The organism is Candidatus Bathyarchaeota archaeon, assembly GCA_026014685.1.
Classification (GTDB): domain Archaea; phylum Thermoproteota; class Bathyarchaeia; order Bathyarchaeales; family Bathycorpusculaceae; genus Bathycorpusculum.
In genome coordinates, this window is record JAOZHW010000007.1 from 390,133 (window position 1) to 415,988 (window position 25,856).

General features: G+C 44.2%; 35 protein-coding genes. 22 read left to right on the forward strand and 13 right to left on the reverse strand.

What is annotated here, in order from left to right:
- Positions 1-2: 2 nt before the first annotated feature.
- A complete protein-coding gene (locus NWE96_06375) occupies positions 3-272 on the reverse strand; it encodes a Trm112 family protein (GenBank protein MCW3983606.1) in 270 nt (89 codons plus the stop codon).
- Positions 273-308: 36 nt separating this feature from the next.
- Positions 309-1,172, reverse strand: a complete 864-nt coding sequence (locus tag NWE96_06380; GenBank protein MCW3983607.1) for a class I SAM-dependent methyltransferase family protein — start codon at positions 1,170-1,172, stop codon at positions 309-311.
- A 78-nt stretch (positions 1,173-1,250) separates the two neighbouring features.
- Here NWE96_06380 and NWE96_06385 point away from each other — a divergent pair, with 78 nt between their 5' ends.
- On the forward strand, positions 1,251-1,412 hold the full coding sequence (locus NWE96_06385; GenBank protein ID MCW3983608.1) for a DNA-directed RNA polymerase subunit P: 162 nt from the start codon (positions 1,251-1,253) through the stop codon (positions 1,410-1,412).
- 61 nt (positions 1,413-1,473) lie between these two features.
- Here the strand turns inward: NWE96_06385 and NWE96_06390 are convergent, their stop codons facing one another.
- Positions 1,474-1,776 (reverse strand): hypothetical protein, encoded by a 303-nt coding sequence (locus tag NWE96_06390; GenBank protein MCW3983609.1) that lies wholly within the window; start codon positions 1,774-1,776, stop codon positions 1,474-1,476.
- Positions 1,777-1,903: 127 nt separating this feature from the next.
- Positions 1,904-3,946, reverse strand: coding sequence for a carboxypeptidase-like regulatory domain-containing protein (locus NWE96_06395; protein ID MCW3983610.1), 2,043 nt, complete (start codon positions 3,944-3,946; stop codon positions 1,904-1,906).
- Between the two features lie 202 nt (positions 3,947-4,148).
- Here NWE96_06395 and twy1 point away from each other — a divergent pair, with 202 nt between their 5' ends.
- From twy1 to NWE96_06425, 6 genes are all read left to right on the forward strand, one after another.
- The gene (gene twy1 / locus NWE96_06400; protein MCW3983611.1) at positions 4,149-5,111 is read left to right on the forward strand and encodes a 4-demethylwyosine synthase TYW1; all 963 of its coding nucleotides are present in this window, start codon (positions 4,149-4,151) and stop codon (positions 5,109-5,111) included.
- Positions 5,112-5,193: 82 nt separating this feature from the next.
- A complete protein-coding gene (locus NWE96_06405) occupies positions 5,194-5,376 on the forward strand; it encodes a hypothetical protein (GenBank protein MCW3983612.1) in 183 nt (60 codons plus the stop codon).
- Between the two features lie 58 nt (positions 5,377-5,434).
- A complete protein-coding gene (locus NWE96_06410; protein ID MCW3983613.1) occupies positions 5,435-6,088 on the forward strand; it encodes a hypothetical protein in 654 nt (217 codons plus the stop codon).
- Position 6,089: 1 nt separating this feature from the next.
- Complete coding sequence (locus NWE96_06415; protein ID MCW3983614.1) at positions 6,090-6,755, forward strand: endonuclease V; 666 nt, start codon at positions 6,090-6,092, stop codon at positions 6,753-6,755.
- 39 nt (positions 6,756-6,794) lie between these two features.
- Entirely contained in the window at positions 6,795-7,145 is a 351-nt protein-coding gene (metG, locus tag NWE96_06420) for a methionine--tRNA ligase subunit beta (protein MCW3983615.1), read from the forward strand.
- A gap of 176 nt (positions 7,146-7,321) precedes the next feature.
- Complete coding sequence (locus NWE96_06425; GenBank protein MCW3983616.1) at positions 7,322-7,615, forward strand: 30S ribosomal protein S26e; 294 nt, start codon at positions 7,322-7,324, stop codon at positions 7,613-7,615.
- Between the two features lie 4 nt (positions 7,616-7,619).
- Here the strand turns inward: NWE96_06425 and pgsA are convergent, their stop codons facing one another.
- Positions 7,620-8,285: an archaetidylinositol phosphate synthase gene (pgsA, locus tag NWE96_06430; protein ID MCW3983617.1), complete on the reverse strand. Its 666-nt coding sequence runs from the start codon at positions 8,283-8,285 to the stop codon at positions 7,620-7,622.
- A gap of 182 nt (positions 8,286-8,467) precedes the next feature.
- Between pgsA and albA the strand changes: the two genes are divergently transcribed.
- Together albA and NWE96_06440 are read left to right on the forward strand one after the other, a co-directional pair.
- A complete protein-coding gene (albA, locus tag NWE96_06435; GenBank protein MCW3983618.1) occupies positions 8,468-8,758 on the forward strand; it encodes a DNA-binding protein Alba in 291 nt (96 codons plus the stop codon).
- A gap of 152 nt (positions 8,759-8,910) precedes the next feature.
- A complete protein-coding gene (locus tag NWE96_06440; GenBank protein MCW3983619.1) occupies positions 8,911-10,191 on the forward strand; it encodes a cation:proton antiporter in 1,281 nt (426 codons plus the stop codon).
- A 62-nt stretch (positions 10,192-10,253) separates the two neighbouring features.
- Here the strand turns inward: NWE96_06440 and NWE96_06445 are convergent, their stop codons facing one another.
- Genes NWE96_06445 through rpl7ae form a run of 3 tightly spaced genes read right to left on the reverse strand, consistent with a single transcriptional unit; the run spans position 10,254 to position 11,074 of the window.
- A complete protein-coding gene (locus tag NWE96_06445; protein ID MCW3983620.1) occupies positions 10,254-10,451 on the reverse strand; it encodes a 50S ribosomal protein L24e in 198 nt (65 codons plus the stop codon).
- Positions 10,452-10,472: 21 nt separating this feature from the next.
- The gene (locus NWE96_06450; protein ID MCW3983621.1) at positions 10,473-10,694 is read right to left on the reverse strand and encodes a 30S ribosomal protein S28e; all 222 of its coding nucleotides are present in this window, start codon (positions 10,692-10,694) and stop codon (positions 10,473-10,475) included.
- On the reverse strand, positions 10,694-11,074 hold the full coding sequence (rpl7ae, locus tag NWE96_06455; protein ID MCW3983622.1) for a 50S ribosomal protein L7Ae: 381 nt from the start codon (positions 11,072-11,074) through the stop codon (positions 10,694-10,696). Before rpl7ae ends, NWE96_06450 begins: the two co-directional genes overlap by 1 nt.
- Positions 11,075-11,239: 165 nt before the next feature.
- Between rpl7ae and NWE96_06460 the strand changes: the two genes are divergently transcribed.
- From NWE96_06460 to NWE96_06480, 5 genes are all read left to right on the forward strand, one after another.
- Entirely contained in the window at positions 11,240-11,497 is a 258-nt protein-coding gene (locus tag NWE96_06460; protein ID MCW3983623.1) for a Gar1/Naf1 family protein, read from the forward strand.
- A complete protein-coding gene (locus NWE96_06465; GenBank protein ID MCW3983624.1) occupies positions 11,490-12,464 on the forward strand; it encodes a transcription initiation factor IIB in 975 nt (324 codons plus the stop codon). Before NWE96_06460 ends, NWE96_06465 begins: the two co-directional genes overlap by 8 nt.
- 37 nt (positions 12,465-12,501) lie before the next feature.
- A complete protein-coding gene (locus NWE96_06470) occupies positions 12,502-12,807 on the forward strand; it encodes a hypothetical protein (GenBank protein MCW3983625.1) in 306 nt (101 codons plus the stop codon).
- 47 nt (positions 12,808-12,854) lie between these two features.
- On the forward strand, positions 12,855-13,469 hold the full coding sequence (locus NWE96_06475; protein MCW3983626.1) for a DUF116 domain-containing protein: 615 nt from the start codon (positions 12,855-12,857) through the stop codon (positions 13,467-13,469).
- 128 nt (positions 13,470-13,597) lie between these two features.
- Complete coding sequence (locus NWE96_06480; protein ID MCW3983627.1) at positions 13,598-14,173, forward strand: hypothetical protein; 576 nt, start codon at positions 13,598-13,600, stop codon at positions 14,171-14,173.
- 54 nt (positions 14,174-14,227) lie between these two features.
- Here NWE96_06480 and NWE96_06485 read toward each other — a convergent pair whose 3' ends face one another.
- The 5 genes from NWE96_06485 to NWE96_06505 all read right to left on the reverse strand — a co-directional run bounded on the left by NWE96_06485 (position 14,228) and on the right by NWE96_06505 (position 17,257).
- The gene (locus tag NWE96_06485) at positions 14,228-15,658 is read right to left on the reverse strand and encodes a site-specific integrase (protein MCW3983628.1); all 1,431 of its coding nucleotides are present in this window, start codon (positions 15,656-15,658) and stop codon (positions 14,228-14,230) included.
- Positions 15,655-16,056 (reverse strand): hypothetical protein, encoded by a 402-nt coding sequence (locus NWE96_06490; protein MCW3983629.1) that lies wholly within the window; start codon positions 16,054-16,056, stop codon positions 15,655-15,657. Before NWE96_06490 ends, NWE96_06485 begins: the two co-directional genes overlap by 4 nt.
- 15 nt (positions 16,057-16,071) lie before the next feature.
- Entirely contained in the window at positions 16,072-16,338 is a 267-nt protein-coding gene (locus NWE96_06495) for a hypothetical protein (GenBank protein MCW3983630.1), read from the reverse strand.
- A gap of 99 nt (positions 16,339-16,437) precedes the next feature.
- Positions 16,438-16,824 (reverse strand): hypothetical protein, encoded by a 387-nt coding sequence (locus NWE96_06500; protein MCW3983631.1) that lies wholly within the window; start codon positions 16,822-16,824, stop codon positions 16,438-16,440.
- A 181-nt stretch (positions 16,825-17,005) separates the two neighbouring features.
- The gene (locus NWE96_06505; protein ID MCW3983632.1) at positions 17,006-17,257 is read right to left on the reverse strand and encodes a hypothetical protein; all 252 of its coding nucleotides are present in this window, start codon (positions 17,255-17,257) and stop codon (positions 17,006-17,008) included.
- A gap of 202 nt (positions 17,258-17,459) precedes the next feature.
- Here NWE96_06505 and NWE96_06510 point away from each other — a divergent pair, with 202 nt between their 5' ends.
- From NWE96_06510 to NWE96_06545, 8 genes are all read left to right on the forward strand, one after another.
- Positions 17,460-17,903: a winged helix-turn-helix domain-containing protein gene (locus NWE96_06510; GenBank protein MCW3983633.1), complete on the forward strand. Its 444-nt coding sequence runs from the start codon at positions 17,460-17,462 to the stop codon at positions 17,901-17,903.
- A 99-nt stretch (positions 17,904-18,002) separates the two neighbouring features.
- Entirely contained in the window at positions 18,003-18,923 is a 921-nt protein-coding gene (locus NWE96_06515) for a zinc-dependent metalloprotease (GenBank protein ID MCW3983634.1), read from the forward strand.
- Between the two features lie 226 nt (positions 18,924-19,149).
- A complete protein-coding gene (locus NWE96_06520; GenBank protein ID MCW3983635.1) occupies positions 19,150-19,743 on the forward strand; it encodes a hypothetical protein in 594 nt (197 codons plus the stop codon).
- A 178-nt stretch (positions 19,744-19,921) separates the two neighbouring features.
- Positions 19,922-20,875 (forward strand): hypothetical protein, encoded by a 954-nt coding sequence (locus tag NWE96_06525; GenBank protein MCW3983636.1) that lies wholly within the window; start codon positions 19,922-19,924, stop codon positions 20,873-20,875.
- Positions 20,876-21,021: 146 nt separating this feature from the next.
- Positions 21,022-21,621, forward strand: coding sequence for a hypothetical protein (locus tag NWE96_06530; protein MCW3983637.1), 600 nt, complete (start codon positions 21,022-21,024; stop codon positions 21,619-21,621).
- A 336-nt stretch (positions 21,622-21,957) separates the two neighbouring features.
- Positions 21,958-22,665, forward strand: a complete 708-nt coding sequence (locus tag NWE96_06535; GenBank protein ID MCW3983638.1) for a hypothetical protein — start codon at positions 21,958-21,960, stop codon at positions 22,663-22,665.
- A 78-nt stretch (positions 22,666-22,743) separates the two neighbouring features.
- Positions 22,744-24,276, forward strand: coding sequence for a hypothetical protein (locus NWE96_06540; GenBank protein MCW3983639.1), 1,533 nt, complete (start codon positions 22,744-22,746; stop codon positions 24,274-24,276).
- Positions 24,277-24,979: 703 nt separating this feature from the next.
- Entirely contained in the window at positions 24,980-25,855 is an 876-nt protein-coding gene (locus NWE96_06545; GenBank protein ID MCW3983640.1) for a hypothetical protein, read from the forward strand.
- Position 25,856 lies beyond the last annotated feature (1 nt).

Consider the following 25,856-nt stretch of genomic DNA (forward strand, 5'->3'; position numbering starts at 1 on the left):
GTTTATTTTAGGTTGAAGGGTTTGCCTTCAGAAACCACATTCTGGGGCGCCTTATCCTTCCACTTCTTTAGAAAGGGCAGGTCCTCGGCTTCTTTGCGGAGTTCGTCGGGCAGCATTTCGGGGATTTCTTCGCGGATGGGGTACCAGCGGAGGCATTTTGGGCAGACGATTAAGCCTTCGACGATTTCGTCTTTCTCTTCAAAGACATGCAAGTCAAGTGGGTGATACTTGTCGATTGGGCAAGCGAGGATTTCCATGAGTTTACGTTTCATCTGAAACCACGAATATGATAGGTGACCGTTTAGTTATTAAAGCTTGTTCGGCAGGTGAGCTACTTGGATGTCTAGCACGGTTTGGTACCAGTTAGGTCCAGTACTACGTACCACACGCGAGTGTGAAAACATGAAGCGGACGCCAAGGCTGCCCAGTTTCTCGGCGACTTTTGTCTCGGTTTTCTCCACAGGGTCCTCCTTGCCAGTGGCGTGCTCGAAGTCGTAGTAGTGTATCCAGCCGCCAGTTTTCTTGAGCGCTGAAACCGCAGCAGGCAGGTATTGGAGGGCTTTCTCGGGCAACGGCATCAAAACCCGATCAGCGACGCCCTGCAGCTTGGTTTCCACGATTTCTTTTGAATCTCCAAGCAGGGGAATTACTCTATTATAGACGCGGTTGACGCGTATGTTTTCCACCATAAACTCGTAAGCCACAGGGTTAATGTCGATGGAGTAAACCTTGGTTTCTGGCACCATACGCGCAGTGATAACGCTGAAGCTACCCACCCCCGCAAACATGTTAACCACAGTTTCCCCCCTTGAAACGGCACTTGCCACCCGCAGGTGCTCATGGCTAAGTCGAGGCGAAAAATAACATTTCTCAACATCAACAGAAAAAGTGCAGCCTGCTTCTTTATACTTAGTTACGGGGTTGTTTTCGCCTGCCAGCAACGTTAGCTGCCGTGTGCGGTGGCTACCTTTGATGCCGCTGGTCTGCGAGTAGACGGTTCGGATTTTTTTGTGTGTCTCCATTATCTGTTTGGCTACGGCTTGTGCGTCAGCGGGGTTTTGGGGGGCTTTTATGATGGCTATGTCACCGACTATGTCAAAGGCGCTGTACACTTTGCTTAGGGCTTCGGCTGAAAGCTGGTTTACAAGCTTCATTTTGAGGCGTTTGCGCAACTGTATATCCTCATTGTGTTAAGGTATTGGAAATGTTTAAAAGTAAAATGCTTTTCTTTATGGGAACAGGCGTTTCAGATGGAAAAATCAGGAATTGTTTACGAATGCATGAGATGCGGTTCACGTGTGCCCTCTGAAGAGTTAGAGCTCCGAGGCGGAGAAACCAAATGCATCATCTGCGGCTATCGCATCTTAAAGAAAGTGAAGCCCCCCGTAGTGAAACGGGTTCAAGCCAAATAGAATGGAATTATACTCGTGCGTTGCACGAGCACATTTTGTTTTTGAATCTTTTTAGTTTTGTTTAGTAGTAATCTTGGTCTCCAAGCTTACGCAGTGCTTTACCCTTCAACTTAACAGTCGAAGTATCGTCTTCTTTATAGAAGTCGTCATCGAAGTCGCGTTCCATGGTTTTGCGTTTGACGGTTTCGCCGCATATGGCTCCGGGCAGTAGTCGTCTTTTGAAGCACATGGCATATGTGCATTTGGCGACTGTGCAGGGTTCTTCGCCGTCTCTGCACCAAACTGAATCACGTCGGAAAATTGCTGCGTTTTTACCGCATTTAAACGATTGACATGTTGGAGAACAAGGTTTTGGTTGTGCCAACAGATACACCTCATTGGTCGGTCAAAATTTTGTGGTTTCGTGTAGTGTCCTTGTTTTTCTTTAGTTCATTAGACGCCATATAAACTTTATCCATTGTAAGTGTGGAATTAAAATCAATACTGAATCATCAGTTTTTGGTTCTTCTTCGCCGAATAACCTCCACGACGGCGAACAGCGCCAACCCGATGACTACAACGACGAGGGAGATTAGGGTGCTTGCTTGAAGCAGGACGCCGCCTACTGAGACATACTTGTCGATTTTTACCTGCACCGTTGTAGGTTCCTCAACGTTGACTGTTATGGCTTGGGAGGCGTCTTGGATTCCTTGAGGCTGAACGATTATCTGCATATTGCCCCCGATGATGTTGTCAAAATTGGCTATACCATTGTTTTGGGTAACCCCCACAGTTTGGGTTGACCCGTTTAGGGTGACGTTTACGTTAGCGATTGGGACACCGAAGAAATCAACAACAGCCACTGAAATGGGGATACCATACAGGGAACAACGGACTTCCTTGTGGCTATCGTTGAAAACTTGCAAGTTTACTTGATGGATTAATAAACCGTCTTTGTAGACCCTCACTCGATACATCCCAAAGGTCGGTTCCATAAAAGCCACCCCATCGGCATCGGTGGAAGCAGAGTAAAACAACCCGCTTGAAATCTCTACAAGTTCCAGTCGAGCGTTAGGTATAGCTTCATAGTTGCGGTCGGTTACAGCTAAAGTTACATTTCTGGTTGGGCAGATTATTGTAACTTGAGCATTTACTTTGTTGGATGCGCTTGTCGCGGTGTTGTTTTGGGCATTAAAAGTTTGCCCATATAGTGAGGCGTCTATAGTGTAGGTGGCACCTGCTAAAGCGGATGATAAAGTGAAAGAGCCCGAGGGTCCCGTTTGCCCTGATGCGTTGCCGCTTCGAGAGATACTGCCGCTTTGGTAGTTGTATTTAATTGCCAAGTTTACGAAGGGAACAGGTATTCCGTCAACAGTTAAAACAGTAATTGTAAGATCAGTTAGTTGGCAGCGTAGTGTAAATGTTCCGTCACCTGTTACAGTGATGTCTGTTTGACCTATGATGAGGTCATTTAGGTAGGCAGTTAAGCTATGGGCGCCTTTTTCAAGCCTAAATGTTGCTCCGCCTGTCGAGTTGGTAGTTGAGTTTGTGGCGGCTTTAGTAGTTGAGTCAACGGCTTGCACGATAACGTTTTGGATTGGGCGATCAATGAGGTTGATTACTTGGACGTGCACGATGTAGCCTACAACGGTGAATGTTTGTTGGTCCACGGGTGTTTTAGCGGTGCCTTGCGGCGTTATCTTTATGATGCATTCCCCCAGTGGAGTGCTTGCAGAGACTAGCCAAGTTGTGTCAATTACTCCGCTTGAGGATGCAGTGACAGATTTCTCGTCGATTGTGGAGCCGCCCGCGATTATGGTTATCGTGGCAGCTTGGTTTGGCTGGTAGCCTGTGGCATGGATTTTCATGGTGTCTCCGCGGTGGTAGCTGTTTGCGTCAGTGAACCTTACGGTGAATTGGGTGGTTGCTAAAGTTCCCCCAAAGGTAGCTTTGTAGGCTCCAACGTAGTCGGTTGAGGCTCCTGAAGGAGAAAAAGCGCTACTGGGATACGTGACTTGGGCGTTTGCGGTTCCTTTCGCGTTGGGTGTTCCTAAAGCTACTGGAGCACTGTAAGTTGTTCCGCTTGGGAGAGTAACCACCAGGTTTCCATCGTATGAATTTCCGGGTTGGCCGCCGGTTACTGTGACGTTTAAGGTTACGCTGCTTCCCTCCTGCACAGTTGAGGGTGTAGCGGTAACTGTGTAGCCCAGAGTTATGGTGAATTGACTGTAGTCTTCAGCTCCACTTTTTGTGTCTCTTAACGCTAGAGGATATGATGCAGCTAAAAGTTCAGGAACAACAAAGTTTGCGTTAACACGGTAACCCTCAGCGGTGCCGCTGGCAACCATAATGTTGGCTAATGCGATTTGGTATGAGCCGTTTTGGGTGCTTATGGTTCCTTGGAGGTTAACTGATGATCCTGCTGGACCACTGCTGGGGGTGACTTGGAGGATTCTAACAACTGATGGGTTGTTTTGCGCATTCACAGCTAACGGGGTAAATGCGGCAACAACCGCGAGCAACAGAAGAGTGAATACAGCAATTTTTCGATTCAAACATAGTCCTCCGAATTAACCCCGTCAGAGTATGCTCAAGTAAGATTTGGCGTCATTTTAAACTTTGCCCAAAATCTAAGGAGGCTCTGTGTAAATCTGCAGATCTGCTTTCTTGTCAAATCAGCTTTGAAAGTGGTTTTCGGGATAGGGATTTTTAAAAGTCAGCATTTCATACTTTAGAAGGAACTTTGGTGTAGAAATCTTGGAAAAAACCGCTTTGTCACAGCTTTTAGCTTCCCTCAAGAAGCAAAAGTACCATCTAATAGGTGTGCATTCAGCGGTAAAACGGTGTAAGTGGCTCTATGAATCCATAGTCAACAACCGAGTCTGCTATAAACAGAAATTCTACGGCATCCAATCACACCGCTGCATCCAAATGACGCCCTCGCTTTATTATTGTACGCAGCATTGCCTGTTCTGTTGGCGCGCACAAAGCGGCGACATGCAAGTCACTTGGGATGAAATGCGCAACCCCAACAAGGACACACCTGAACAAATCGTAGAAGGCTGCTTCAAAGCACAAGAAAAGATAATCTCGGGGTATAAGGGTAACGAGAAGACAGATTGGCGCAAATTCCAAGAAGCCCTCCGACCCAAACAGGTCGCCATCAGCCTAACAGGCGAACCCACCCTCTATGGGCCTCTGGGGGATTTAATTGGGCTGTTTCACCAGAAAGGCTTAACCACTTTCCTTGTCACCAACGGCAACTTGCCCTCTAAGCTCTCAAAACTCAGCCATGAACCCACTCAACTCTATGTTTCGCTATGTGCTCCAAACGAGGATGTCTACAATAAGGTTTGCCGACCCCAATTCCCAAAGGCGTGGAAGAATCTAAACGAAAGCTTGGAGTTGCTTAAGAGTTTCCGCTGCCCCACCGTCACCCGCATGACCTTGGTTAAAGACCACAACATGAACGAAGTGGACGGCTACGCGAAGCTCATTGAGAAAGCTCAACCCACCTACATTGAAGCCAAAGCCTACATGCATATTGGCTTCTCAGGGTTGAGGTTGGGGTTTGACCAAATGCCGATGCATGGAGAGGTCAGGGAGTTTGCTGAGAAATTGGCTGAGGCATCCGGTTACAGGGTTATTGATGAGGCGCCTGAAAGCCGCGTGGTGCTACTTAGTCGACTAAAGAAACCCATCAAAGTGGGCAGCAACTGATTTGGCTGCGAGTCTGGATAAATTTAAATACCCATTTTTAGCCATGAATCTTTTTAATAAGCAATAAAGAGCGGTGTAGCGGATGGTAAGTGAAGGAAAAGGGAGACTCTTCAAACGAAAAGACGGCAAATACTTGGTGTATCTACCTAAAGACTTAGCTGAGGACAGTATGTTTCCCTTCAAAGGCGCTGACACCATATTCGTTAAAGTCAGCTTCGCTTTAGGTGACAACAAGATAACGGTTGAAAAATGGCAAGCCCCCTAAACTGTCCTTTAAGAAATTAAATAAACAAGCCTTCCTATTCTATTTTGGTGCCAAAGTTTTGTCTTCTCTAGAAACCGTCATTCAACAAGTAAAAACCGAGTTAATGGCAAAAAGTAAAATCCGCGAAGAAACCCACGAAAGCATGCGCAAAGCCACAAGCCTCTCCAAACAATCCATCCTTTTGCTTCACCAAAAACGCTTCGAAGACGCCGCTAGAATGCTACAGAACGCTAAAGAAATCATCTCCAACCTAAACAACTTGGCGGAGAAGAGCCCAGAAATCGTCTACGGCGGCATGTTCAGCGCCGCATTGCAGGAGTACGCGGAAGCCTACATCTTGCTGACGCTGGTCAAGGAGGGACGCTTTGTCACGCCAGCGGAAATCAATGTGCCTTCTGTGGATTACATTTTGGGTTTAGCTGACGTCATCGGAGAGTACAGGCGGCTTGCATTGGACTTTCTGCGGGCAGGGGAAGTTGAAAAAGGTGAAGAATGCCTCAAATTCATGGATGAAATCTTTATTCAACTGTTGGCGTTGGACGAAGCCTACATGCTGGTCTCGGGGTTGAGACATAAATCCGACATCGCAAGACGCGTAATCGAGACAACCCGCGGCGACATAACCCTTGAAGTGCGACGCAAAGCCCTCGAAGACAAACTAAACAAACTTCAACCCAAAAAACGTCAAAAGCAGGCAAAGGGTAAAAAGTGACTTGCCCAAGCTGCCAAAAAATTTTTCAGTAAAAAAAGCCCACAACATCCAACTGTACCTATCCAAACGCGTTATCCACGAAGACCATTTGCCAAGAAAGATTCGGATGGTGGGCGGCGTGGATGTTTCTTACGTCGACAACTTGGGTGTTGGTGCAGTGGTGGTTTTGGATTATGATTCACTTGAACTTTTAGAGGCAGCGGTTGCCACTTGCCCTGTGAAGATGCCTTATGTGCCGACGTTGCTGTCTTTTAGGGAAGTTCCGCCTGCGGTTGCAGCGATTAGGAAGCTAAAGGTTCAACCAGACGTTTTCTTAGTCGATGCACAAGGGTGGGCGCATCCATTCCGCTTCGGCTTTGCCAGCCACCTCGGCCTCGCTTTGAAAAAACCGACGATTGGAGTAGCCAAAAGCCGACTCATCGGGGAACCCACCGAGGTAGCCGAGAGAACCTTGCTGTTGGATAAGGGGGAAGTCGTCGGTGAAGTGGTAAAGACCACAACAGAAGCTAAACCGGTTTACGTGAGCGTCGGATACATGGTCAGCCTTGAAACTGCAGTGGCTATCGTGCGGCACTGCTCCCAAAACCGCATCCCTCAACCGCTGCTTGATGCGCACAAGTTAGCAACTAAAACCCGCCAGAACATTGCAAGAAGGCAAAGTAAATAACCACAAAAACAGATACCTAACGTTTAAGCGTGAAAAAGCATGACTGAAGAAGTTAAGTCCACAGAAGAGATAACTTTTGATTACTTCACAAAACTCGACTTGCGAGTAGGCAAAATCATCGAAGCCGTGGCAGTTCCTGAATCTAAGAAACTCATCAAAATGCAAGTGGATTTCCGAGCCGAAAAACGTCAATGCATCGCAGGGCTACTCAAATACTACAAACCCGAAGAGTTAGCCGGCAAAAAATGCGTCTTTCTCCTCAACCTGCAGCGTCGTATGATCGCGGGGCTTGAGTCGCAGGCTATGATTTTGGCGGCTGAAGACGCGGCTGGCAACGTGTCGGTTTTGCAGCCTGAGAAGGATGTGGCGGAAGGCAGCAAAATCGGCTAACTTTAGAATCTCATTACTAAGGTTATCGTCTGGGCTTTACAGCTGTAACGATTGATTGAGAAATCAATCCGCATGTATCGCAGAAGGCAAACATCGCATATACGCGTAAGTTAAGAGCAGATATATAAGAAAGGAAAGTCCATATTTGCAACAAAGTAATAAAGGAGACAAAAATATTGCCATTTAAGCGAAAAAGCCGAGGAAGATCAAAAGGAAGCAAAGGAAGTAGCACATTAGTTCAATGCGTTAACTGCGGATCGATGGTGCCGCGTGATAAAGCCAAGAAATCCACACGCCGCGTCTCATTCGTTGAGCCTCAACTTGCCAAGGAACTCCGCCAGAAAGGCACATTCCTTGCCTCTTGGGTAGACACAAAATACTACTGCATTTCATGTGCAGTACACCGTGGCATCGTTAAGGTTCGAGCTGAAAACGAGCGCCACTCCAAATACAGGCGCCCAAGATACTAAGCAGTTAGGTAGCTGCTTTCTCTTTCTTTAATTCTCTATAAACATGCCAAACTCTTTGTACAACAGTCACCATCGATAACACCGCTATTAGGGCAACTCCGTAACCAAGTATGGGTAAATAGAAAAACCCAATCACACTAGCCACCGCCAAAATTATCATACGTTCCGCTCGCTCCGCGATACCCACTGACTCCATTTTTACCCCGAGAACTTCCGCGCGAGCCCGCGTATAACTAACCAGCATGGACGCTATCAAAGCCACTAAAGCAACGACGGTGCCCCAGAGGTACCCGAAAGCTGCACTGCACAGTCCCGCTATGATTATGCCTGCATAGGAGGCTGCGTCAGCGAATCGATCCAGTACAGAGTCAAAGAAACCGCCGAAAGCGGTGGTTTGCTTGTAGGTTCGGGCGACAATGCCGTCCATGGCGTCACAGAACCCTGACGCTAAAAAGAAGAACACCGCCAACAGCAAAAACCATGCCGTTGAAGGGGTGGTTAAGGCGTAGCAGGCGGCGGAGGCTAAGGCGAGCATGAAACCGATTATGCTGATGCGGTTGGGTGTTAGGTGTAGTTTGTGGGCTATTTTTGCTTCGGTGGTTAGCATCTGTTGGATTTGCTGTTTAAGTTTGGTTAGCACAACTTCACGCTGCGTGTATGTTGTAGCCAATTACGGGTTAGCAGTAGAAAAGCCTTTCTTTAGTGACCCGTCCAACAGTTCGCCACATATGGATGCTTTTTCAATGGACTTATTAGGAACTTCGATGCAATATTGGGCAGTAACGTTCTATTGTGCAGCAGAGCGCAAAAAAGCAACGTTACACAAAAGCAAACAAATGGAGAAATGATAGTATGACTGAAAACGCAGACGTTATCTTCGTCGGAAACAAACCCCCAATGAGCTATGTATTGGCCATCATCACAAGCCTCTCCTCAGGCAAACTTAACGAAATAACCCTCAAAGCCAGAGGCCAAGCCATAACCACCGCTGTCGACGTAGCTGAGATCGCAAGGAACCGTTTCATAAAAGACCTTAAAGTCAGCAAAATCGCAATCGGCACCGTTGAGATGCCACCTCGTGAGGGCGAGAACAAGTCCAGAATGGTTTCCACAATGGAGATAACCCTTACCAAGAAAGCATAAAAAGGGCAACTAAAATCTCAGGTTAGCATCCAAACCTTCTTCTTTCATTTTTTAGTTTCTTATGTAACTTTCACTACACCAAAAGGTCTGGCGCTATAAAGCACTTTAAATAGAGCATCGTTGTTGCCTTCCCACAGAGAGGGGTGCACTTCGTGGCTTTAGACGCTGCGCTTACATCAATCGTGACCATATGCATTCTGGTTTTCTCAGCAAAGGTGCTGGGTGAAATCTTTTCCTGGCGCAAAATCCCCTCAGTGCTAGGCGAACTGGTCGCAGGCATCATCCTTGGACCCTTCGCATTAGGATCATTTTTAACGATAAACGGAACGCCTCTGATTGAAATCAATGAAATCGTAAAAGCATTCGGAGAAATCGGAGGCATATTGATTCTCTTCGTCGCTGGCTTAGAAATGACGTTTAAGGATTTCCGAAAAGTCGGCAAAGCAGGCTTCATCATAGGAACAAGCGGCGTACTCGTTCCCTTCATAATGGGTTATGCACTCTCGTTGACTCTTGGCTTTGGCACGATAGCCAGCTTAGTTATCGCCTCAGCGTTGGTTGCCACAAGCATCTCCATCACTGCACTGGTACTTGAAGAACTCAATCAATGCAGACGACAAGAATCACGGATGATGATTAGCGCCGCGGTAGTTGACGACGTTTTAGGTTTGGCGATATTGGGAGTAATCGTATCCTTCATCACCACTTCAACCGCCATAACCCCGCTAAACGTCGTAATCGTAATTTCCACTTCACTGGCACTGTGGCTTGGCTTAACCGTTTTCGCTTCGATAATACTCCCCAGAATAATCAACCTCACCTCCAAAGGCAAAGAAGGAACCGTAGAAGCCGCCGCCACCGCCTCCTGCTTTGGCGCATCCGCATTAGCCGCCGCGATTGGATTATCACCCATCGTTGGAGCCTTCGCAGCAGGCATGGCTGTTGCTAGCTCAAACGCGATTGAGAAAATCCGTGACTACACCAAAAAAATCAGCGTAGTTTTCTCGCCTGTGTTCTTTGCGTTGGCAGGCGCCCAATTTGACATAAGGAGCTTCTTCACAACTGATTGGATGTTCTACGTTCTCTTCATAAGTTTGGTGGTAGTGGCGATTGTCAGTAAATTAGTAGGCTGCGGATGGCCCGCTGCGCACTTCTTAAAGAGCCGCAGTAAAGGAATCAAAGTTGGTTACGGCATGATTTCACGTGGCGAAGTAGGTTTAATCGTGGCTGGAGTAGCCATTTCTGCAGGAGCCATCACCCAGAGCACCTACGCAGCGATTTTAGGTATGATTATGATTACCACCCTTGTGGCTCCCCTGCTTCTTAGACGTGCCTGCGAGAGAGAACCACTAGATGAAGAACAACTGAGAAGTGACGTCGATACAAACGCTCCAGACTATATACCGACGTATCCATTAGACTTCCACGAGTAAACAAATCAAAAACTTGAACTAAAAAAATAAGATGAAATTGTAGAAAAGGATAGGTTTTGGGTTTACCCTTTGCCTTTTTCTTCTTTACCGAAGTACTGAGTCCACTTCAGCTTACGGGCATCACGTTTGAATGCTAAGCTGCTCTTTTTGCATTTGCTGGAATCGAACCAAAGGATTGAGCCGTCATTTTTAACGTACATCATGCCTGTGCCAGCTGGGAAATCAGCACCACAGAATGAACATTTTCTCGGTTTTGGCATGACAAAGTCTCCATGTTAGGTTTATCTGGTGATTTTCTTCGCTTCACGTTCTGTTTCTCGAAGCATCAGGATATCTTGTGTACGAACTGGACCTTTGACGTTGCGAGTGATGATTCTGCCTTTGTCTTTACCTTCCATGATACGAACGCGGACTTGTGTAATTTCGCCTGTTACACCCGTGCGTCCGATGATTTGGATAACTTCCGCAGGAATTAGTTCTTCAGCTACTTCTTTGCTACTCATTACTGAGTGCCTCGTTTAACCTGATCGATACGTGTCACGATCTCTTTGATTAAGCCTGCTGCTTCGCCTTCTCTCATAATGACTGACGCTGCACATGGAACATCGATGCCAATGGATTTGCCGAGTTGTTCTTTGCTTGGAACAAAGACGTATGGAATCTTTCTTTCGTCACAGAGCAGTGGTAAGTGCGCGATGACTTCTGGTGGGTCAACGTCTTCAGCGATAACGACAAGTTTTGCTTGGGAACGTTCGACAGCTTTTGTAGCTTCGTTGGTTCCTTTCCTAACTGATCCTGATTTTGAAGCAATCGTTAGGGCTTCATAGGCTGCATCTACGAGTTCTTTTGGGACTTCATATTTTACATAGAATGGTTTAGTCATATTTCTTAGCCTCACCCTTGATAAGGCACAGTCTTATCCACACTTCCTGTTTAATAAGTTTTCGACGCCTAAATCGCATACTTGTCGCATGCCTATATATAGTATCCAGAAACGTTTAAATTCACAGTTACGGTCACTTCCATGTTTTCGAGAGGGGAATTGCGTTTGCAAAGATTGGGCAGGATTTCAAATGTATCTCCTTCAGGAAACGCCATAGTTAAAGCTGAGAATCCCCCGAAAATCGGCTCCGAAGTCGTCGATGAAAACCTAAATGTTGTCGGCAAAGTTTTCGATGTCATTGGCCCAGTCTCGTCACCTTATGCAGTGATTAAACCCAGTGTTAGAGAACCCGCCAAATTGGTGAATAAACCAGTCTATCTGCTTCTCTCGAAAACGAAACGGAGCAGAAGAGACAATGAGTAGGGAACCCAAATTACAGCCCCCACAAGAAGAAGATCAACCCACCTCAAAGGTTGAACCCCAAAAAGCAAGGGTTTGCCCTGAATGTGGAAGCGCCCGACTTATGCATGATTCTGAAGCCGCTGAAATCGTGTGCATGGACTGCGGCATAGTTGTTCAGCAGAAAATGGCTGACCGCGGACCCGAATGGCGAGCCTTCGATGATGAGCAACGTTCAAAACGCACCAGAGTCGGCGCACCCTTAACCTACACCATCCATGACAAAGGTTTATCCACGACTATAGATTGGCATGACAGAGACGTCTACGGCAAAAGCCTCTCGCCTGGCCAGAAAGCCCAAGTTTATCGCTTGCGAAAATGGCAGCGCCGCATCAGGGTTTCCGATGCAACAGAACGTAACTTGGCGTTTGCGCTTTCAGAAATCACAAAGATATCCAACAACCTGAACTTGCCAAAAAACATCCTGGAAACCGCTTCAGTTATCTACCGTAAAGCCGTCAAAGAACGCCTCATACGTGGCAGGTCAATTCAGGGTGTTACGTCCGCTGCTTTGTATTTGGCGTGTAGGCAGTGTGGTTTGCCTCGAACGCTGGATGAGATTTCTCAGGCATCCGTAGTGAACAAAAAGGAAGTTGGGCGGAGCTATAGGTTCTTGATTCGGGAACTCAACTACTCGATTCCGCCGCTGCGCCCAAGTCAATACATCACTAAATTCTCAAATCAGCTCACCATGCAGGGGAAAGTGGAGGAAATCGCCCACAAAATCTTGACGTCCGCTAAAGAACTAAAACTTACCTCTGGACGTGGACCCACAGGTATCGCTGCAGCTGCAAGCTACATAGCTTCGGTTTTAACTGGAGAACGCAAGACGCAAAGGGAAATCGCTGAAATCGCGCAGGTTACCGAAGTAACTATCCGAAACCGCTACAAAGAACTTAGTGAAAAGCTGATGTTCCAGATCAGCATTTAAACCCCTTCACACTCTTTCTTTAAGTTAAGGGTTGTCTATGGAGTTCACGTTTGAACCTGACTCTGAACCAGATGCTGAGGACGTTTTGAGCTTAGATGAGGCTGTTGTTCGGCTTCGGCAGATACAGGTGGGCTTAAAACATGTTTTAGGCAACCTTCAAGAGAAGCTTGCGTTGCTTGATGCGGAACCTCAACTGCAAGGCAACCTTGACAAGCTACGCAGGGATGTAGAGTCACGGGCCACGGATTTAGAGACTGAGGTTAAACGGTTGCGTGATGACCTCAAGTCAATCAAAGACTTCTTAGGGCAGGATCTGGAGAAGAAAAAAACGCCTGAATCTTAACCAAAAGACAGGTATTTTTTTAAGGATGTAAACAGCTATCCTACATTATGCCCTATAAATTCACTTTTGACTTGTCAAAAGTTCCCCGATTCTTCTTTACAGAGCTGGCGATGATTAGTTACCAGCGGGGCATGCATAAAACGGTTCTAAACACCGCTAACGATTTGATTGTTAAATTTCGAATTCAAGAAGCCACAGGCTTAAACATTTCAGACGCAGTGGTTTTACTTCAGGACCTCTTGGATTTGCAGGCAGTCAACCTTACAGAGCGACCAAGGTTCTTAGAAACCAAGAAACGGGCACTCTTCATCCCGCACTGTTCCCGCAAATACATGGACAACAGATGTAAAGCCAGCTTTGACCCCGAAGTTCCAGCTTACACTTGCGCTCATTGCTCCGATGACTGCATAGTTAACAAGGCTGACCGATACGCCAGAAGCAAAGGCTACGACGTCTACGTTGTTCCCGGCGGTTCATGTATTCCAAAGATTCTTAAAAACAACTGCTATGAAGGCGTTGTAGGGGTGGCTTGTGGAGAAGAGATGAAGATGATGGGGCACCTCTTAGCCAGCCTAGATGTTCGCGGTCAAGGCATACCTTTGATTAAGAATGGCTGTGCAAACACTTCCTTCAACATGGACACCGTCATGAAAACCCTCTAAACGAGACCGTAATCGCAGGCGCTACTGCTCTGCCGCCTCCTCCCCTCCCTTATATATAGAACAAACACCCTTAAGTGGGTTCATTGTAGCCCCCTTAAAATACCTGAGCCACCCAAGAAGTACCCCGTATGTTTGAGTATCTAGTGTTTGTCGCCGCCGCAGCCTCGTTGACCGCCGCGTTGGTTTACATCCGCTCCATGTTTAGGGGCGAAACTAAACCCAACAGGGTAACTTGGTTCATGTGGGCGGTTGCACCCTTCATAGCTACTGCAGCGGCGGTCTCCAGCGGGGTGGGTTGGGCAGTGGTACCCGTGTTTATGTCGGGGTTTTCGCCGTTTCTGATTTTTGCAGCTTCGTTTTTCTGTAAGAAAGCCTACTGGAAACTTTCAACTTTCGATTACCTCTGTGGAGTCCTCTCAGCTGCAGCCTTGGTGCTGTGGTACTTGACCCGCGACCCAAACCTAGCCATAACCTTCGCCATGGCAAGCGACGCTTTCGCCGCTGTCCCCACCCTCACAAAAGCGTGGCGGAACCCCAAAACTGAATCCGTCTGGCCGTACCTCATCGGCACTTTCACGCCGCTAACCAGCTTTCTGGCGGCAACAGCTTGGAGTTTCTCGGAGTTGGCTTTCCCCGCCTATCTTGTGGTAATTAATGTGATGCTTCTGGTTTCTATGTCTAAGAGATGGCTTGATAAGAACTGACTTGGAAGGTTGGGGGTGGCGGGCCCGCTGGGATTCAAAAGATTTGACTGGAATTTAGCCTGTTTTTTCATTGTGTATCAGCTCCTTAATGTGGTTGCTTAGCACTATTAGTTGGTGGTTTTCTATGTCGGTTTGGTTTGTGTAGGTGATTGCACCTTCAGCTAGTGCATCTCTGGTTAAGAGTTGTTCTGGGTTTAAGCCCCAAGCGCGTATGATTTCTTTGAGGGCTTCGACTTTGCTGACTTGCGTTTTCGGCTTAATGCATAATCCTGCTGCTGCGTAGATGCTGCGTAGTTTGTCTATGCCTATGCTTTGGATGTCGTGGTAGGTGTCGATTGTGTGTCCCATCATGTAGTCAACGTAGTCTGCTTGGACGCCGAGTGCGAGCATTTGGGTTTTGAAGTATTTTCTTAGGCTATGGACTCTTAGGTCATACATGCGTCCGATTGGTTTCTTGATTAAGTCTGCATCTTGGTATAGTTCGTGTACGAGTCTGCGTATTTCTTTTGAGGTTATGCTTTTGGGGGTGCGGTAGTGCTCGTTTCTTATTAATGGTGACTCGGGAGTCAAGGTTTCTGGTGGGATTCTTTGTGAGCCTTTCTTTCGTTGTTCTAGGTATGCTTTTAGGAATTGTGCTGCTTCTGCGCCGAGGAAGGTGTCGTAGTCGTGGTATTTGCCTTTGGTGATTTCGGCTTCGACGTGTACGTGGATGGGGATAGTGTTGTTTTCGATGTCTTTTTGGACGTGTCTGTAGAGGAGTTTGGCGAGTGTTTCTTCTCTGAAAGCGCCGAGTGCAAGCATGGATATGATGGTTTTTTCTCGGAGTTGTGCTATGTCAAGTAGTTTTGCGAGTTCTTCTGGTTTTGGCGCTCTGTCTTTGTAGGTTACTCTTCGGCTTAATGGTGCTGAAAGCTCAAGTTTGATGCTGTTTGTTCTGTAGAAGGTTTTGACGTGTTTGGCGCAGCAGTGTACTCTGCTCGGTGTTAGGCCTTCGTCTTGAAGTGCTGCTACATACTCGTCAAGATAGCCTGAGTGGTTTTGGACTCTTTGTGGGTCGGGTATGTTTCCGATGGGTTTGCAGTCTTGGATTATGAGGTCGGGGCTGTAGCCGAGCCATATTGCGTATCTTTGTACGGTTGAGGTGTAGCTGTAGCAGCTGTTTAGAGAGCCTGAGCAGTGGCGCAGGAAGTGTCTTGCCATTTTGATGAGGCTTTGGTTGTCGAAGACGTATGGGATTAGGTTGGGTCTTTCGTTTACGAGTGCGCTTATGATGTAGTTGATTAAGCCTTTTTCTTTGGCTGCTAAGACTTTGTTTAGGCTTAAGGTGACTGGTTGCTGAAGTGGCCAGCCTCTTAAGCTGTGGTCGATTGTTACTGTGTCGCCTTGGATGTTTAGTGGAAGATTGAGTGTTTTTAGTTCTTCAACTGTGAGTTGGCGATTTCTGGTTATGGGCTGTGCTAGTGTTTGCGTGGCTCTAGTAATCATTTGCCGTCTTTCCTTTTTCTTTGTTGAGTTTTTCGCTTCTTTGGCTGAAGCGCGAACTCAGGTTTACCTATGTGGCTTTGAGAATTTAAATTCCAATCTGAACTTTCTTGTAGCGGTAGCTTATGCATTTCTAGGACGCAACTTTTCAAAATTATGACTCCGCTACCTTGTCCACTGGGAATTTGAGCATTCGGAATTGTCCGGTCATGCTCGATTAGCACTATGTCATCAGTTTGTTTCGAGAGCCAGCCGATGGTTTCACGTTCGACCGACTCGGCAATTGGTTGAGTGATGTTTTTGAAGAGTACGTGGTCTTTGTAGCGGACGTAGACTGCTGAGCCTATACAAAACATTAGGTTAGAAAAGGATACAGATGTGCCTCGTGTAAGTTCAGCCATCCGCTCATCTCAGCCTCAAACTGAATGTTTCTCTTGCTCTAAGTCTGCGATGCCCAGCAAATCACACAAACTCTTGAATGCCAGCAAAGCCTCAGTCTGCTTTTTCTTATCAGAAATGGCCAAAATCCTGTTCTTGAACAGTTCCAGTTCAGCCCTCAGGTCCAGCCCTTCGATAAGCTGCAGTCTTTGCTCATGATCGTTTAGCACGAAATTGATCTTATTTAGGATGGTGCAGATGTCAGCGATGATTTCTTGAACTGTCACTTTTTTGGGTTTATCCAAGCCTTTTTCACCTTGACCAACTCTCAGGCTGAACATAAAAACTATCTATCGACACAACGAGATCATCTCGTTGTAGGGGTCAACAACGACACCAATCTTTTACCGATACATCTTAAAGGCATCCACTACCTTTTTGAGCTGGTCTTTGGGAGCAGTTTCGAGAAATAAGTTTAGGTCCCTTCTCAGCTCTAAGGCGGCTCTGCCTCTTTCGCTTAGCTTATAGAGAGTTGAAAGAAAATGCGGTTTGGTCTCTCGGGTGCCCTCATCTTCCAACCAGCCCTGCTGAAATAAAGCCTTGACTCGTCTATCCACGTTTTGTTTTCCTCTACGTCTGAATCCTCTTGTGGCATGGACCTCTCTGTATATGTCATAGCTTGCCAGTAGTTTTCCCTCTGGGTAGAGAATCAAAAATATTACAAAATTTAGCTTAGCTTGTCGGCCACTGAAGACCTCAAGTTTAGTGCACTTGCTATGTTCCCTCACCACCCTTGTCTACTCTCCCGATGGATTGTAGACCAAAACTGGGTTGGGATTCTGCTAAAAACAGGATGAGGCGATGACTTGCCAGTTGTGATGACATAATGCGTAAGAATTAATACTTAATGCTATACTTTAGGACAAAACATAGAAAAATTAGTACGGATACAGAGAACCTTAAGAGTTTTGATTATCCTTCGGTTAGTTGCTCACTATTTTTCTCTTTTCTTATACGGTTAACTACCATGAATGCTCCAACAATGGTGAGGGAAACGATTGCTGCTATACCTATCAATTGAAATGCCCAAAATATTTGGCTTAACAAAGATTCTGGTCTAGAGGTTGGCTGTGGTCCAGGCGGTTGTTGTATAGGCATATCGGGGAAGATAATATAGCTTAAACCTAGCAATAAAAAAGCCGACAAAACACCAACTATGACCATTATTACCATCTTTGTTTCTAGTTTCACCAAGGTTTCGAAGATTCATCACCCCTGTGTTTTAATGAATTCTCAAAGCACCCCAATATTTTAACATTATATTTCTATTAGGTGTACTAAATTTTGTACACTCGGTTATCTGTATAACAGATGAAACGTTCTGCATATATCGGGCTAGTTTTTAAATTGGTGTTAACGATAAATTATGTCTTTGGGGGTAAGAGATTTACCAGAAGATGAATCAAGCGATGTTCTAAAGGGAACTGCTCTTGATATCTATCGCCTTTTGTTACGGAGTCGTAAATCTCTTGGTATTCGAGAAATTCAAAGAGCATTAAAACTGAGCAGCCCCTCTGTAGCGCAATATCACATCTCTAAATTAGAGCACGCAGGACTATTAAAAAAGGAAAGTGGAAATTATACCGTTGACAAGTTGATATTAGAAAATTGTGTTAAAATCAGCCGCTTCTTGATTCCTAGATATCTACTTTATTTGTCTTTTGCGATTACCATCTTATTGATAGAGCTTACTTTTTTAAGACCGCTTGTTTTTAACGGTGAATATTTCTTTTATGTATCAGTGACCGCTATAGCCGTCTTAGTTTTTCTCTATGAGACAATAAAGGTTTGGCGTAAAGGAAGCCTTTAATCCAAACAATTTCAATTTTTGTGTCCTAGTCCGTAGTACATTTGTCCTAAAGTATAGAAATAAATTCAATATGTAAAGAGATATTATCAAGGTGAATCAATGAAAAACCCAAAAATTTTAAAATTTGTTGCAGTAGCAAGTGTTCTTTTCGTTATCATGGCAATATTGCCCGTTCATGCATTGGCTCCATCGGACGAGACCATAGGCATTCCGGCTGGTGCAATGACTTTTGATGAGTTGCGCTCTATCATCTCTCAATCCACGAATAAAGACACGGTTGAGAACGATATTGAATACGAAGTGTGCGTTGAAACAGCTGATGCTTGGCAATTGCCTCCTGAGATAGTGGAAAAAATGACTAAAGAAGATTTAAATAAACTTGCATGTCTACCCGGCTACTTTACACCAAATCAGATGTCGATAGAAGTCATAACCGATAACATTGGCGGACAAATGCTATTGGATGAGACAACTCATGTTGTAAAAACAATTGTGATAATCGATGAAGAGGCGTATTATTATTACGCATGTAATGAGCCTTGGTTTGCGACATGGGAAGGATGCTGTGCGTGGGCAAATAACATTCTAGAGGGCGGTGATGATTATTTGGAGATACCTTTTGGAATTGACTTCCAAGCGCAATCACAGTATTATTGCTATTGGGAAACACCCGACTACATGGATTACTATGACCTGTTAGATGAGATTGATGGCGTTGATCCGACAGGTGTAAGCTGTGACGTGATAGTCTTAATGACAGGGCAATCTGGCGGAAGCATTGTGGGTCTCGCAAATAGAATGGGGCATCATTTTCTTATGAACGCAGCCGCATCTGGTTGGCCATATTACATTCCCGTAGCAAATCTCTTCCAACATGAAGCTTCCCACCTATACGACTGCTCAGACCACGGATACGATCAGACCTATTGTATCATGAGCTACACGTATCAGTGGCAAACAAGAGGATATTGTACTGGATGCACTACACAAATTAATCTAAACTGTGCTCGTTTCGATTAATTATTACCACTTCCTCTTTTTCTAATCTGGTGACCGCAGATAAGTTTACTTAGTAACATTTGTCGGCTTCTACTCTTGTGTTCTTTCCTAAGGGCATTTATAATAATATGCTGATGCTTTAGAGATAAGAGTTTCTCAATAAGTGTACTAAAAATGAGACAGTATGTCCTAAAGCATCGCTTTATATCAATCCAATCTGTAAATAATCTAACGGTGTATACAGAAAGTGTCAATTGCTAACTTGTATTTTGTTCCTTATGTTATTCTTTTCATTGCTCTTACAGTAATAGTTCTTGTATGTTTCTTGAAATTCCCATCACTAAGGAAATACCAGAAAAAAAGAAATATTGCAGTCTATTTTGTCTTGGCCATAATCTTTAGCTTGCTGGCGTATGAAACCTATGATGTCTCTTTAGGTCCCGCTGTCATCTCCTACAAGATAGCCAGTGAAAAACAGATTTATGCTGGGCAAGTTAATCAGTTAGTTGTTTCCTGTGAAAGCCTCAGTATGAGAGAAACAAGCTTCTATTTGGTATTGAGATCTACTAATGCATCCTTGATAGGAGACAGCCCAGATGGGATTCAAATTAACAGCAACTCAATCAAAATTCCATTCACGCTGAATAGCTTGCAGAAAGAGGTAAATAAAACAGCGTCTTTCAAAATAGACGCGAATGTTACTCGTTGTGAATTTTATTCTTCAATTGAACAATTGGACCGAAAAACTATTGTGACCGATTCCACAATTCGAGCGGAGTGCGTATTCAATAATAGATCTGATACTTACGTACTAAATACAATACTTGGTCCATCTGTATGAAAAATTCAAAGTTGGCTACGAGAAGAAATAATCTCTCTTCTACATTATCGGCAACCGCTTTTACTTTTTAAGACGTGTAGTTTTTATGCATTTGATGTCCTACTCTTTAGTACAGTTGTCCTAGAGCATAGAAATATAGTCTGTAAAGCAGGTTGTAGACTAAGAGGGAGGTGAAATAGTGAAATGGAAATTAGTTTACCACTTAACAGCTATTTTGCTTAGCATCGCGATGTTTTCTCCAATGGTCTTAGTAACTGCATCAGGGACCGATAATGCATCAATCTCTGGGATTTGGGAACCACAAGAAAACTTTGTAGATCCAGTGACGCTGAAAATACAAGAATTCAAGTTACAGGCGCTTAATGATGAAGAAATAACCGCAAGGCTCACAGAGCTGGGAATGGGTTGGGATCCTAAAACTGGTGCAAGATGGCTTGGTAGAGCCATGACTGCTGAAGAAGTTGCCAAAATGCCCAACAGAGGGCCCATAAAAGCCCCTGCCGAACAAGAAGCATTTTCCGATGGTTTTGTTGTTGCTTCCCAAGCCGATAGAACATCGTGTATGCGAACAAGTGCTGCCTCTTGGAGAGGCGTCTCCTGTGAGATGGTCTCAGGTTCCATGGGTGTTGCTTCAGGCCAAACGCTATACCATTACTTGTGTATGCAACTTGGCAGTTTAGATAGTGGTAGCAACTGGGTAGAAACTGTACTTTCTCATAACTTAGGCGAAGCTTACTCTTGGCGTTCATACGACAGTGATGAAGGCTACTGGATAATCCATCTGAATAAAAACACTCCCATAACTTCTGCTGACACCTATACTATCATGTTGGATGGCACTCAGGATGCTTATGGCTGGAAATACGATGTCTGGATTAACTATCAATGGGTAAGAACTGGGCACGTTTCAAGCTTGTACAACCAAGCTGGCTTCCAAAAAGAGGTCTACAGTAATTCCGGAGTATACACAAGCGATAGTTCTCATGCCGTATTCTACCGCAATTGGCTACAAAACTCACAAGGATGGGCCTATTGGACAAACTCAATTAATACCTGGTGGTCAACGGTCAGCCCCGTGCAAGAATCACACTCAATGGGTGCTTTGAGTTATAGATGGGAAACATGGGTATAACTAAGCGTTATACCTTTCACTAATCTTTTTTATGATATTAGCTAAACTTCGATTGTTATCTTTTTTGACAGCTCGTCCCCTTATCAGCAGATTAGCTATCCACTTTTTGATAAGAGCTAAATATGATTTGCCGTTATAGGAACGGTATGGATCGAAAGTTCAAAATATTAGCTGTTATATTTGTTGTAGTTCTATTATTGATTACGTTTGCGGTAAGTTATCAGTTGTTAGTTTTAAAAGGTGGAGTGTCAGTAAACCCGCCCATGCCAACCGGCAGTCCTGGCAATGAATCTGAGAACGCTCAGTCTCTACGCCTTTCAGTAAAGTTATTAAAAGATTCACAGGAAAGCCTCGAGTTTAACATCACTCAAGAAAGTTCGATTACGATAAATGTTGCTTTTGCATCCCTCTCAAAGAATCATTTCATAATACCTCTCTATCTGTCCGTAGGGTCCTTTGAAGGTCAACGCTTGTCTCAATTAATCACTTCTCCACCAGCACCATACCCAACTGCTCCATCGTCTATCGATGATGAGTCCTCCAATACCTCTAAACTTTTCGAAGCCAGTTTCACCGTAAACCCCCTAACGATTGAACCGAATGAGAATAAAACAACTGACTTGACAATAACAGCGCTACAAGAAGCAGATATCGGAGAATACGCAATGCTGTTGGAAATGGGGAGTTGGGAACAAACAGGATTATCTGCTATTACTTTCAAAATAAGGGTAATTCCAAATCAATAATTAATTATAACAGTGCCTTTTGGCAGCATGTTCTTGGTTCACTCAGGTATTCCTTCGTTGGTTTAGAAATTGAGTTGCATGACTTAGTTCATTCTGCAAGCGATTAACTTTACACATTAATGGTGATTTTGCTTTTGTTTACTCCTTGATGGCGAACGTCTGCAAGCTTTTTCTATCTTCTTGTTAGCGCAAAATAAAATTCTTGGTTAAACGTACTGTCCTATAATTTCGTATACTTGTCCTAAAGTGTAGAACTAAGTACAGCTTGTCTGATATGCATAAGTTAGTTTGCCAGGCAAACTACTAAGAAGAAAAATAAAAAAATGGAGAGAACTGATGAAAACAGGTAAAAAAGCGATATTGATAGGAACCTTTTGTTTAGTCATGATTTCAATGCTGTTTTTCCCAGCGGCGTCAGCTACAACATACTGTTACGGTTGGTATCATGTTCAAAACGATGTCACTGGAGTCTGGTCGTATGTAAAGGAGACCTCAGCAGTTCACGCTCAATCTGGTAATTATATGCAAAAGTGGAATGCAATATTGGTTGCAAGTGGCACTAATAATTACACTGCAGAAATAAACTTATGTTGGTATCAAACCGATTCAACCTCACAATTATTCTTTACTGCTGCAGTACAGAAACAAGGCGTTTGGCAGTCTGATGTTACAACTCAAATTTCAACGACAAATCTTGATTCTAATACCATAAGGATATGCGTTGGAAGAAATGGTACCGGTAGTAAGGTTTGGATGTTTTACTATAGCTTAGACAGCGGAGCCCATTGGACTACGATGCGTACGTATGACTTCGGAGTTGTTTGGAGTGGTGACAGATATGTCACAACATTTGAGGATAGTGTAGGGGCTATGACTGCAACTAGCCCACCAGCTCTTGCTGGACAAACAACTTCAATGCAGTATCAATTAAGTGGTTGGAACTGGTACGATACTAACCTAGATACAGTCCTGAACTCTGGACAAGACCCGCATATAACCTACGGACATACTGCGACCTCTGAAACAGGAACCTTCCACACATAAAACAGGCTAAACGTTTTTTTGACCGTTTTTACCGTTTTTTTTATTTATTGGATTTGACTTCGACTAAGGCGTGTACCCATGAACCGGAAAAATATCCTCTCATTAGCCATTATTTGTATACTTTGCGGAAGCTTGATTACATTCATCAATTACACAAGCTTCATTGGAAAAAATAAAGAACAGGAACCTTTCTACGTCGGCGTAACCTATGGCGGAAATAACATACAAGACGCCAAAACCCTCATTGACAAAGTCGCAAATTATACAAACCTCTTTGTGCTGCAATCAGGCATTTTAAAGGATAATGCCACTGCTGTCAACGAGATAGGCGATTATACGGTATCTAAAGGATTACACTTTGCGGCTATGTTTGATGTATCAGGTCCTGCGCAAAATGCAATGTGGGTAGGAACTGCCAAGCAAAGATGGGGTAAGATGTTCGTGGGCGTCTATTTGGGCGATGAACCTGGAGGCAAAATGCTTGATGGCTCCGTTACTTTTAATGAAGTACAAGGAATTACGGTAAACAAATCAAATGACGGCATTGTAAGTTACGATGATGGCAATGGGTGTTTGACAACATTTTTCCCAAACGACAAAATTACAGTACAGAAAAGCATTGTTTCCTTTTCGTCTGAGCTTGATCCTGACAATTCTTCTATAACGATATCTAAAACGTTAAGTAATTCCAACTTGACCACTTATGAGCCAGACGGTTTAATAACAGTAAGTGAAACAATCACAAGTACAATAAATAAAGTATACACAGGCGGTTTACCTTATGGCCACCATAATGTAGGGGACTTTTATCAAGTATTGAGAGATAATTTCTATACAATGGAGAATGGCTCAGATCGTATTGCTCAAGAAGAAACTTATGAGCAAGTTAAGACCAAAAACCCAATACCTGACTATAATGCTGCAGCAAACCTATTTATGACCAAAACCAAAGGACCCATAGATAACCTGAGAAGCCAATGGAATATAAGTAGAGGGGATTTTCCAATTTTTACGTCTGACTATAGTCTTTACTGGTGGGATTACAAGAGCGGATATGACATGGTTCTTGCGCAGTTAGGCTGGAACAATTCGTTTGCTCAAGAAATCGCCTTAGTGCGTGGCGCAGCAAATCTGCAGGGTAAAAGTTGGGGAACTATCTTGACGTGGAAATACACCCAAGCCCCGTTCCTTGCGGATGGAAGCGAAATTTTTAACCAAATGAAAACCTCCTATGAAAACGGAGCCCAATATGTCATACTATTCAACTATGCAGAAAGCATGTCAGGACCATACGGAACTCTACAAGAGGAGCATTTCCAAGCATTAGAACGCTTCTGGACTGAAGTAGTTCAAAACCCCACTGTAATACATGGTAGCGTTAAAGCTCAAGCAGCGCTGGTTTTGCCAACGAATTATGGCTGGGGAATGCGAAACCCAAACGACCGCATTTGGGGAATATGGGAACCAAACAGCGCTTCCAACCAAACCTGGACCGACGTACAAAGCAAACTTGGGCAGTACGGAAATAAACTAGACATAGTTTATTCTGATTCAGCTTACTCTGTTACAGGCAGATACGTCTACATTTATATTTTGAACACAACACCATAAGCGGTTGATTGGAATGATAGACACACAAAACCCAGATAGCTAAACCAAACCTGATAGGATATTATTAGGAAATCATAGGATGCCTTAAAAGGACATTTTTTCTTCGTCCTTACTACCCTAAACTTTTCAATGCCTGTTTTACAAATAATCGGTTAACACTGAACCGAATAAGAATACACAGATAGGTTGACAATAACCGCACAGAAGATGCTAAAATTGGAGTATATAAAATGCTTTTAGAAATGGGTAACTGGGAACAGACGGGACTATCTGCTGTTACCTTCAAAACAAGAGTTTTGCCCTTGAATAATCATTCGGGCTTTTCAATTTGTTGAAGAATACACATTTTCCTTTTTTTAAGTTAAGCAATCGGATGTCCTAGCGTTTAGTACACTTGTCCTAAAGCATAGAAATACTAACAAAAAGCGCTTAATCCACGTATGAGCGTCGAGCGAGGGGCGTGATGATAAAAATCCCCAAAAAAAAGTGGAACGAAAGAATATGAATAAAACACAAAAAAATCTGATACTGGAGGTTTAAAATGAATATCAAACGCCATTTAAATAAAAAAATTGTTGCAATATTAATAACATTAAGCATATGTCTAATGCTATTGCCGACAGCATCTGCAGTTATAACAGTCAATAGAACTAATTCAGTCTATTCAGACACAAGTCCTTATAGAAGCTATATGCAGTATAAAATGAACTGCTACGGATATGCATCCCACCTCTATTACCCCGATGGCTCCTCAGGTTCGCCCTATAAGCAACAACCAGGTGAATTTGGTTACAACACAGAGCCTTTTTCAAGTCTAATGCAAAGTTATGTATACGCCATGACATATTGGAATAACATGTACTATTTTGTTCATGACAGAATCTACGAAGACTACGGTACACTCTCCGCCGTATGTTCTGAATTCAGCACGTTAACCGAAACAACCAGAACAGCTAGTGTTCCTGACGGACAAAGAAAAATCGCGCTTACGATCAGACAAGATGGCTATAACAGTGATTACCACTTTTATCTAAGGCATTCTGATGGTACTTGGTCACATAAGCCAGGGTCAACTGCCATAACAGATATTTCACTAACCTCCGGGGTTCAGATAACTGACTCAAATATTGCGACTACTATCACTGAGGGAGGCTACGACGATGGTGCAAGATACTACCTAATTGCTAAATCAGTTGTTGTTGATTTCCCACACTTCTTCGGACACGACGCTTCCACGCAGTACACAACAGATGATTTTAGAGACAAAGCTGGTGATGTACTCGAAAAAAGTTTTACCATAACCAACAGCTGGAACTGTCGTTTTGACTATCCTGACGAAAAAGATTTCTTTAAATTTACTCCAACCTCAAGCGGTACATATAATATCTACACAGACAGAGGGGCCGGTTACAATATAGATGGAGCTGTATTTGATAACAACGGAAATATGCTGGTCTATGATACTTCACCAAACAATGCTGACTTTGACATATATCTGACAGCAGGTACGACATACTATATTGGCATAACTGATTTTAATCAGCATACTGGATACTATATCCTTTGGTGCTACAAGTAAC

What these genes read in the sequence shown, in the direction of transcription:
- NWE96_06470 (MCW3983625.1), top strand. Translation starts at nt 12,502, where the DNA reads ATGGAGTTCACGTTTGAACCTGACTCTGAACCAGATGCTGAGGACGTT.
- albA (MCW3983618.1), top strand. Translation starts at nt 8,468, where the DNA reads ATGACTGAAAACGCAGACGTTATCTTCGTCGGAAACAAACCCCCAATG.
- NWE96_06405 (MCW3983612.1), top strand. Translation starts at nt 5,194, where the DNA reads ATGGTAAGTGAAGGAAAAGGGAGACTCTTCAAACGAAAAGACGGCAAA.
- NWE96_06450 (MCW3983621.1), bottom strand. Translation starts at nt 10,694, where the DNA reads ATGAGTAGCAAAGAAGTAGCTGAAGAACTAATTCCTGCGGAAGTTATC.
- NWE96_06505 (MCW3983632.1), bottom strand. Translation starts at nt 17,257, where the DNA reads ATGGTCATAGTTGGTGTTTTGTCGGCTTTTTTATTGCTAGGTTTAAGC.
- metG (MCW3983615.1), top strand. Translation starts at nt 6,795, where the DNA reads ATGACTGAAGAAGTTAAGTCCACAGAAGAGATAACTTTTGATTACTTC.
- rpl7ae (MCW3983622.1), bottom strand. Translation starts at nt 11,074, where the DNA reads ATGACTAAACCATTCTATGTAAAATATGAAGTCCCAAAAGAACTCGTA.
- NWE96_06480 (MCW3983627.1), top strand. Translation starts at nt 13,598, where the DNA reads ATGTTTGAGTATCTAGTGTTTGTCGCCGCCGCAGCCTCGTTGACCGCC.
- NWE96_06485 (MCW3983628.1), bottom strand. Translation starts at nt 15,658, where the DNA reads ATGATTACTAGAGCCACGCAAACACTAGCACAGCCCATAACCAGAAAT.
- NWE96_06465 (MCW3983624.1), top strand. Translation starts at nt 11,490, where the DNA reads ATGAGTAGGGAACCCAAATTACAGCCCCCACAAGAAGAAGATCAACCC.
- NWE96_06385 (MCW3983608.1), top strand. Translation starts at nt 1,251, where the DNA reads ATGGAAAAATCAGGAATTGTTTACGAATGCATGAGATGCGGTTCACGT.
- NWE96_06535 (MCW3983638.1), top strand. Translation starts at nt 21,958, where the DNA reads ATGAAAACAGGTAAAAAAGCGATATTGATAGGAACCTTTTGTTTAGTC.
- NWE96_06375 (MCW3983606.1), bottom strand. Translation starts at nt 272, where the DNA reads ATGAAACGTAAACTCATGGAAATCCTCGCTTGCCCAATCGACAAGTAT.
- NWE96_06515 (MCW3983634.1), top strand. Translation starts at nt 18,003, where the DNA reads ATGAAAAACCCAAAAATTTTAAAATTTGTTGCAGTAGCAAGTGTTCTT.
- NWE96_06475 (MCW3983626.1), top strand. Translation starts at nt 12,855, where the DNA reads ATGCCCTATAAATTCACTTTTGACTTGTCAAAAGTTCCCCGATTCTTC.
- NWE96_06510 (MCW3983633.1), top strand. Translation starts at nt 17,460, where the DNA reads ATGTCTTTGGGGGTAAGAGATTTACCAGAAGATGAATCAAGCGATGTT.
- NWE96_06530 (MCW3983637.1), top strand. Translation starts at nt 21,022, where the DNA reads ATGGATCGAAAGTTCAAAATATTAGCTGTTATATTTGTTGTAGTTCTA.
- NWE96_06545 (MCW3983640.1), top strand. Translation starts at nt 24,980, where the DNA reads ATGAACTGCTACGGATATGCATCCCACCTCTATTACCCCGATGGCTCC.
- NWE96_06445 (MCW3983620.1), bottom strand. Translation starts at nt 10,451, where the DNA reads ATGCCAAAACCGAGAAAATGTTCATTCTGTGGTGCTGATTTCCCAGCT.
- NWE96_06540 (MCW3983639.1), top strand. Translation starts at nt 22,744, where the DNA reads ATGAACCGGAAAAATATCCTCTCATTAGCCATTATTTGTATACTTTGC.
- NWE96_06490 (MCW3983629.1), bottom strand. Translation starts at nt 16,056, where the DNA reads ATGGCTGAACTTACACGAGGCACATCTGTATCCTTTTCTAACCTAATG.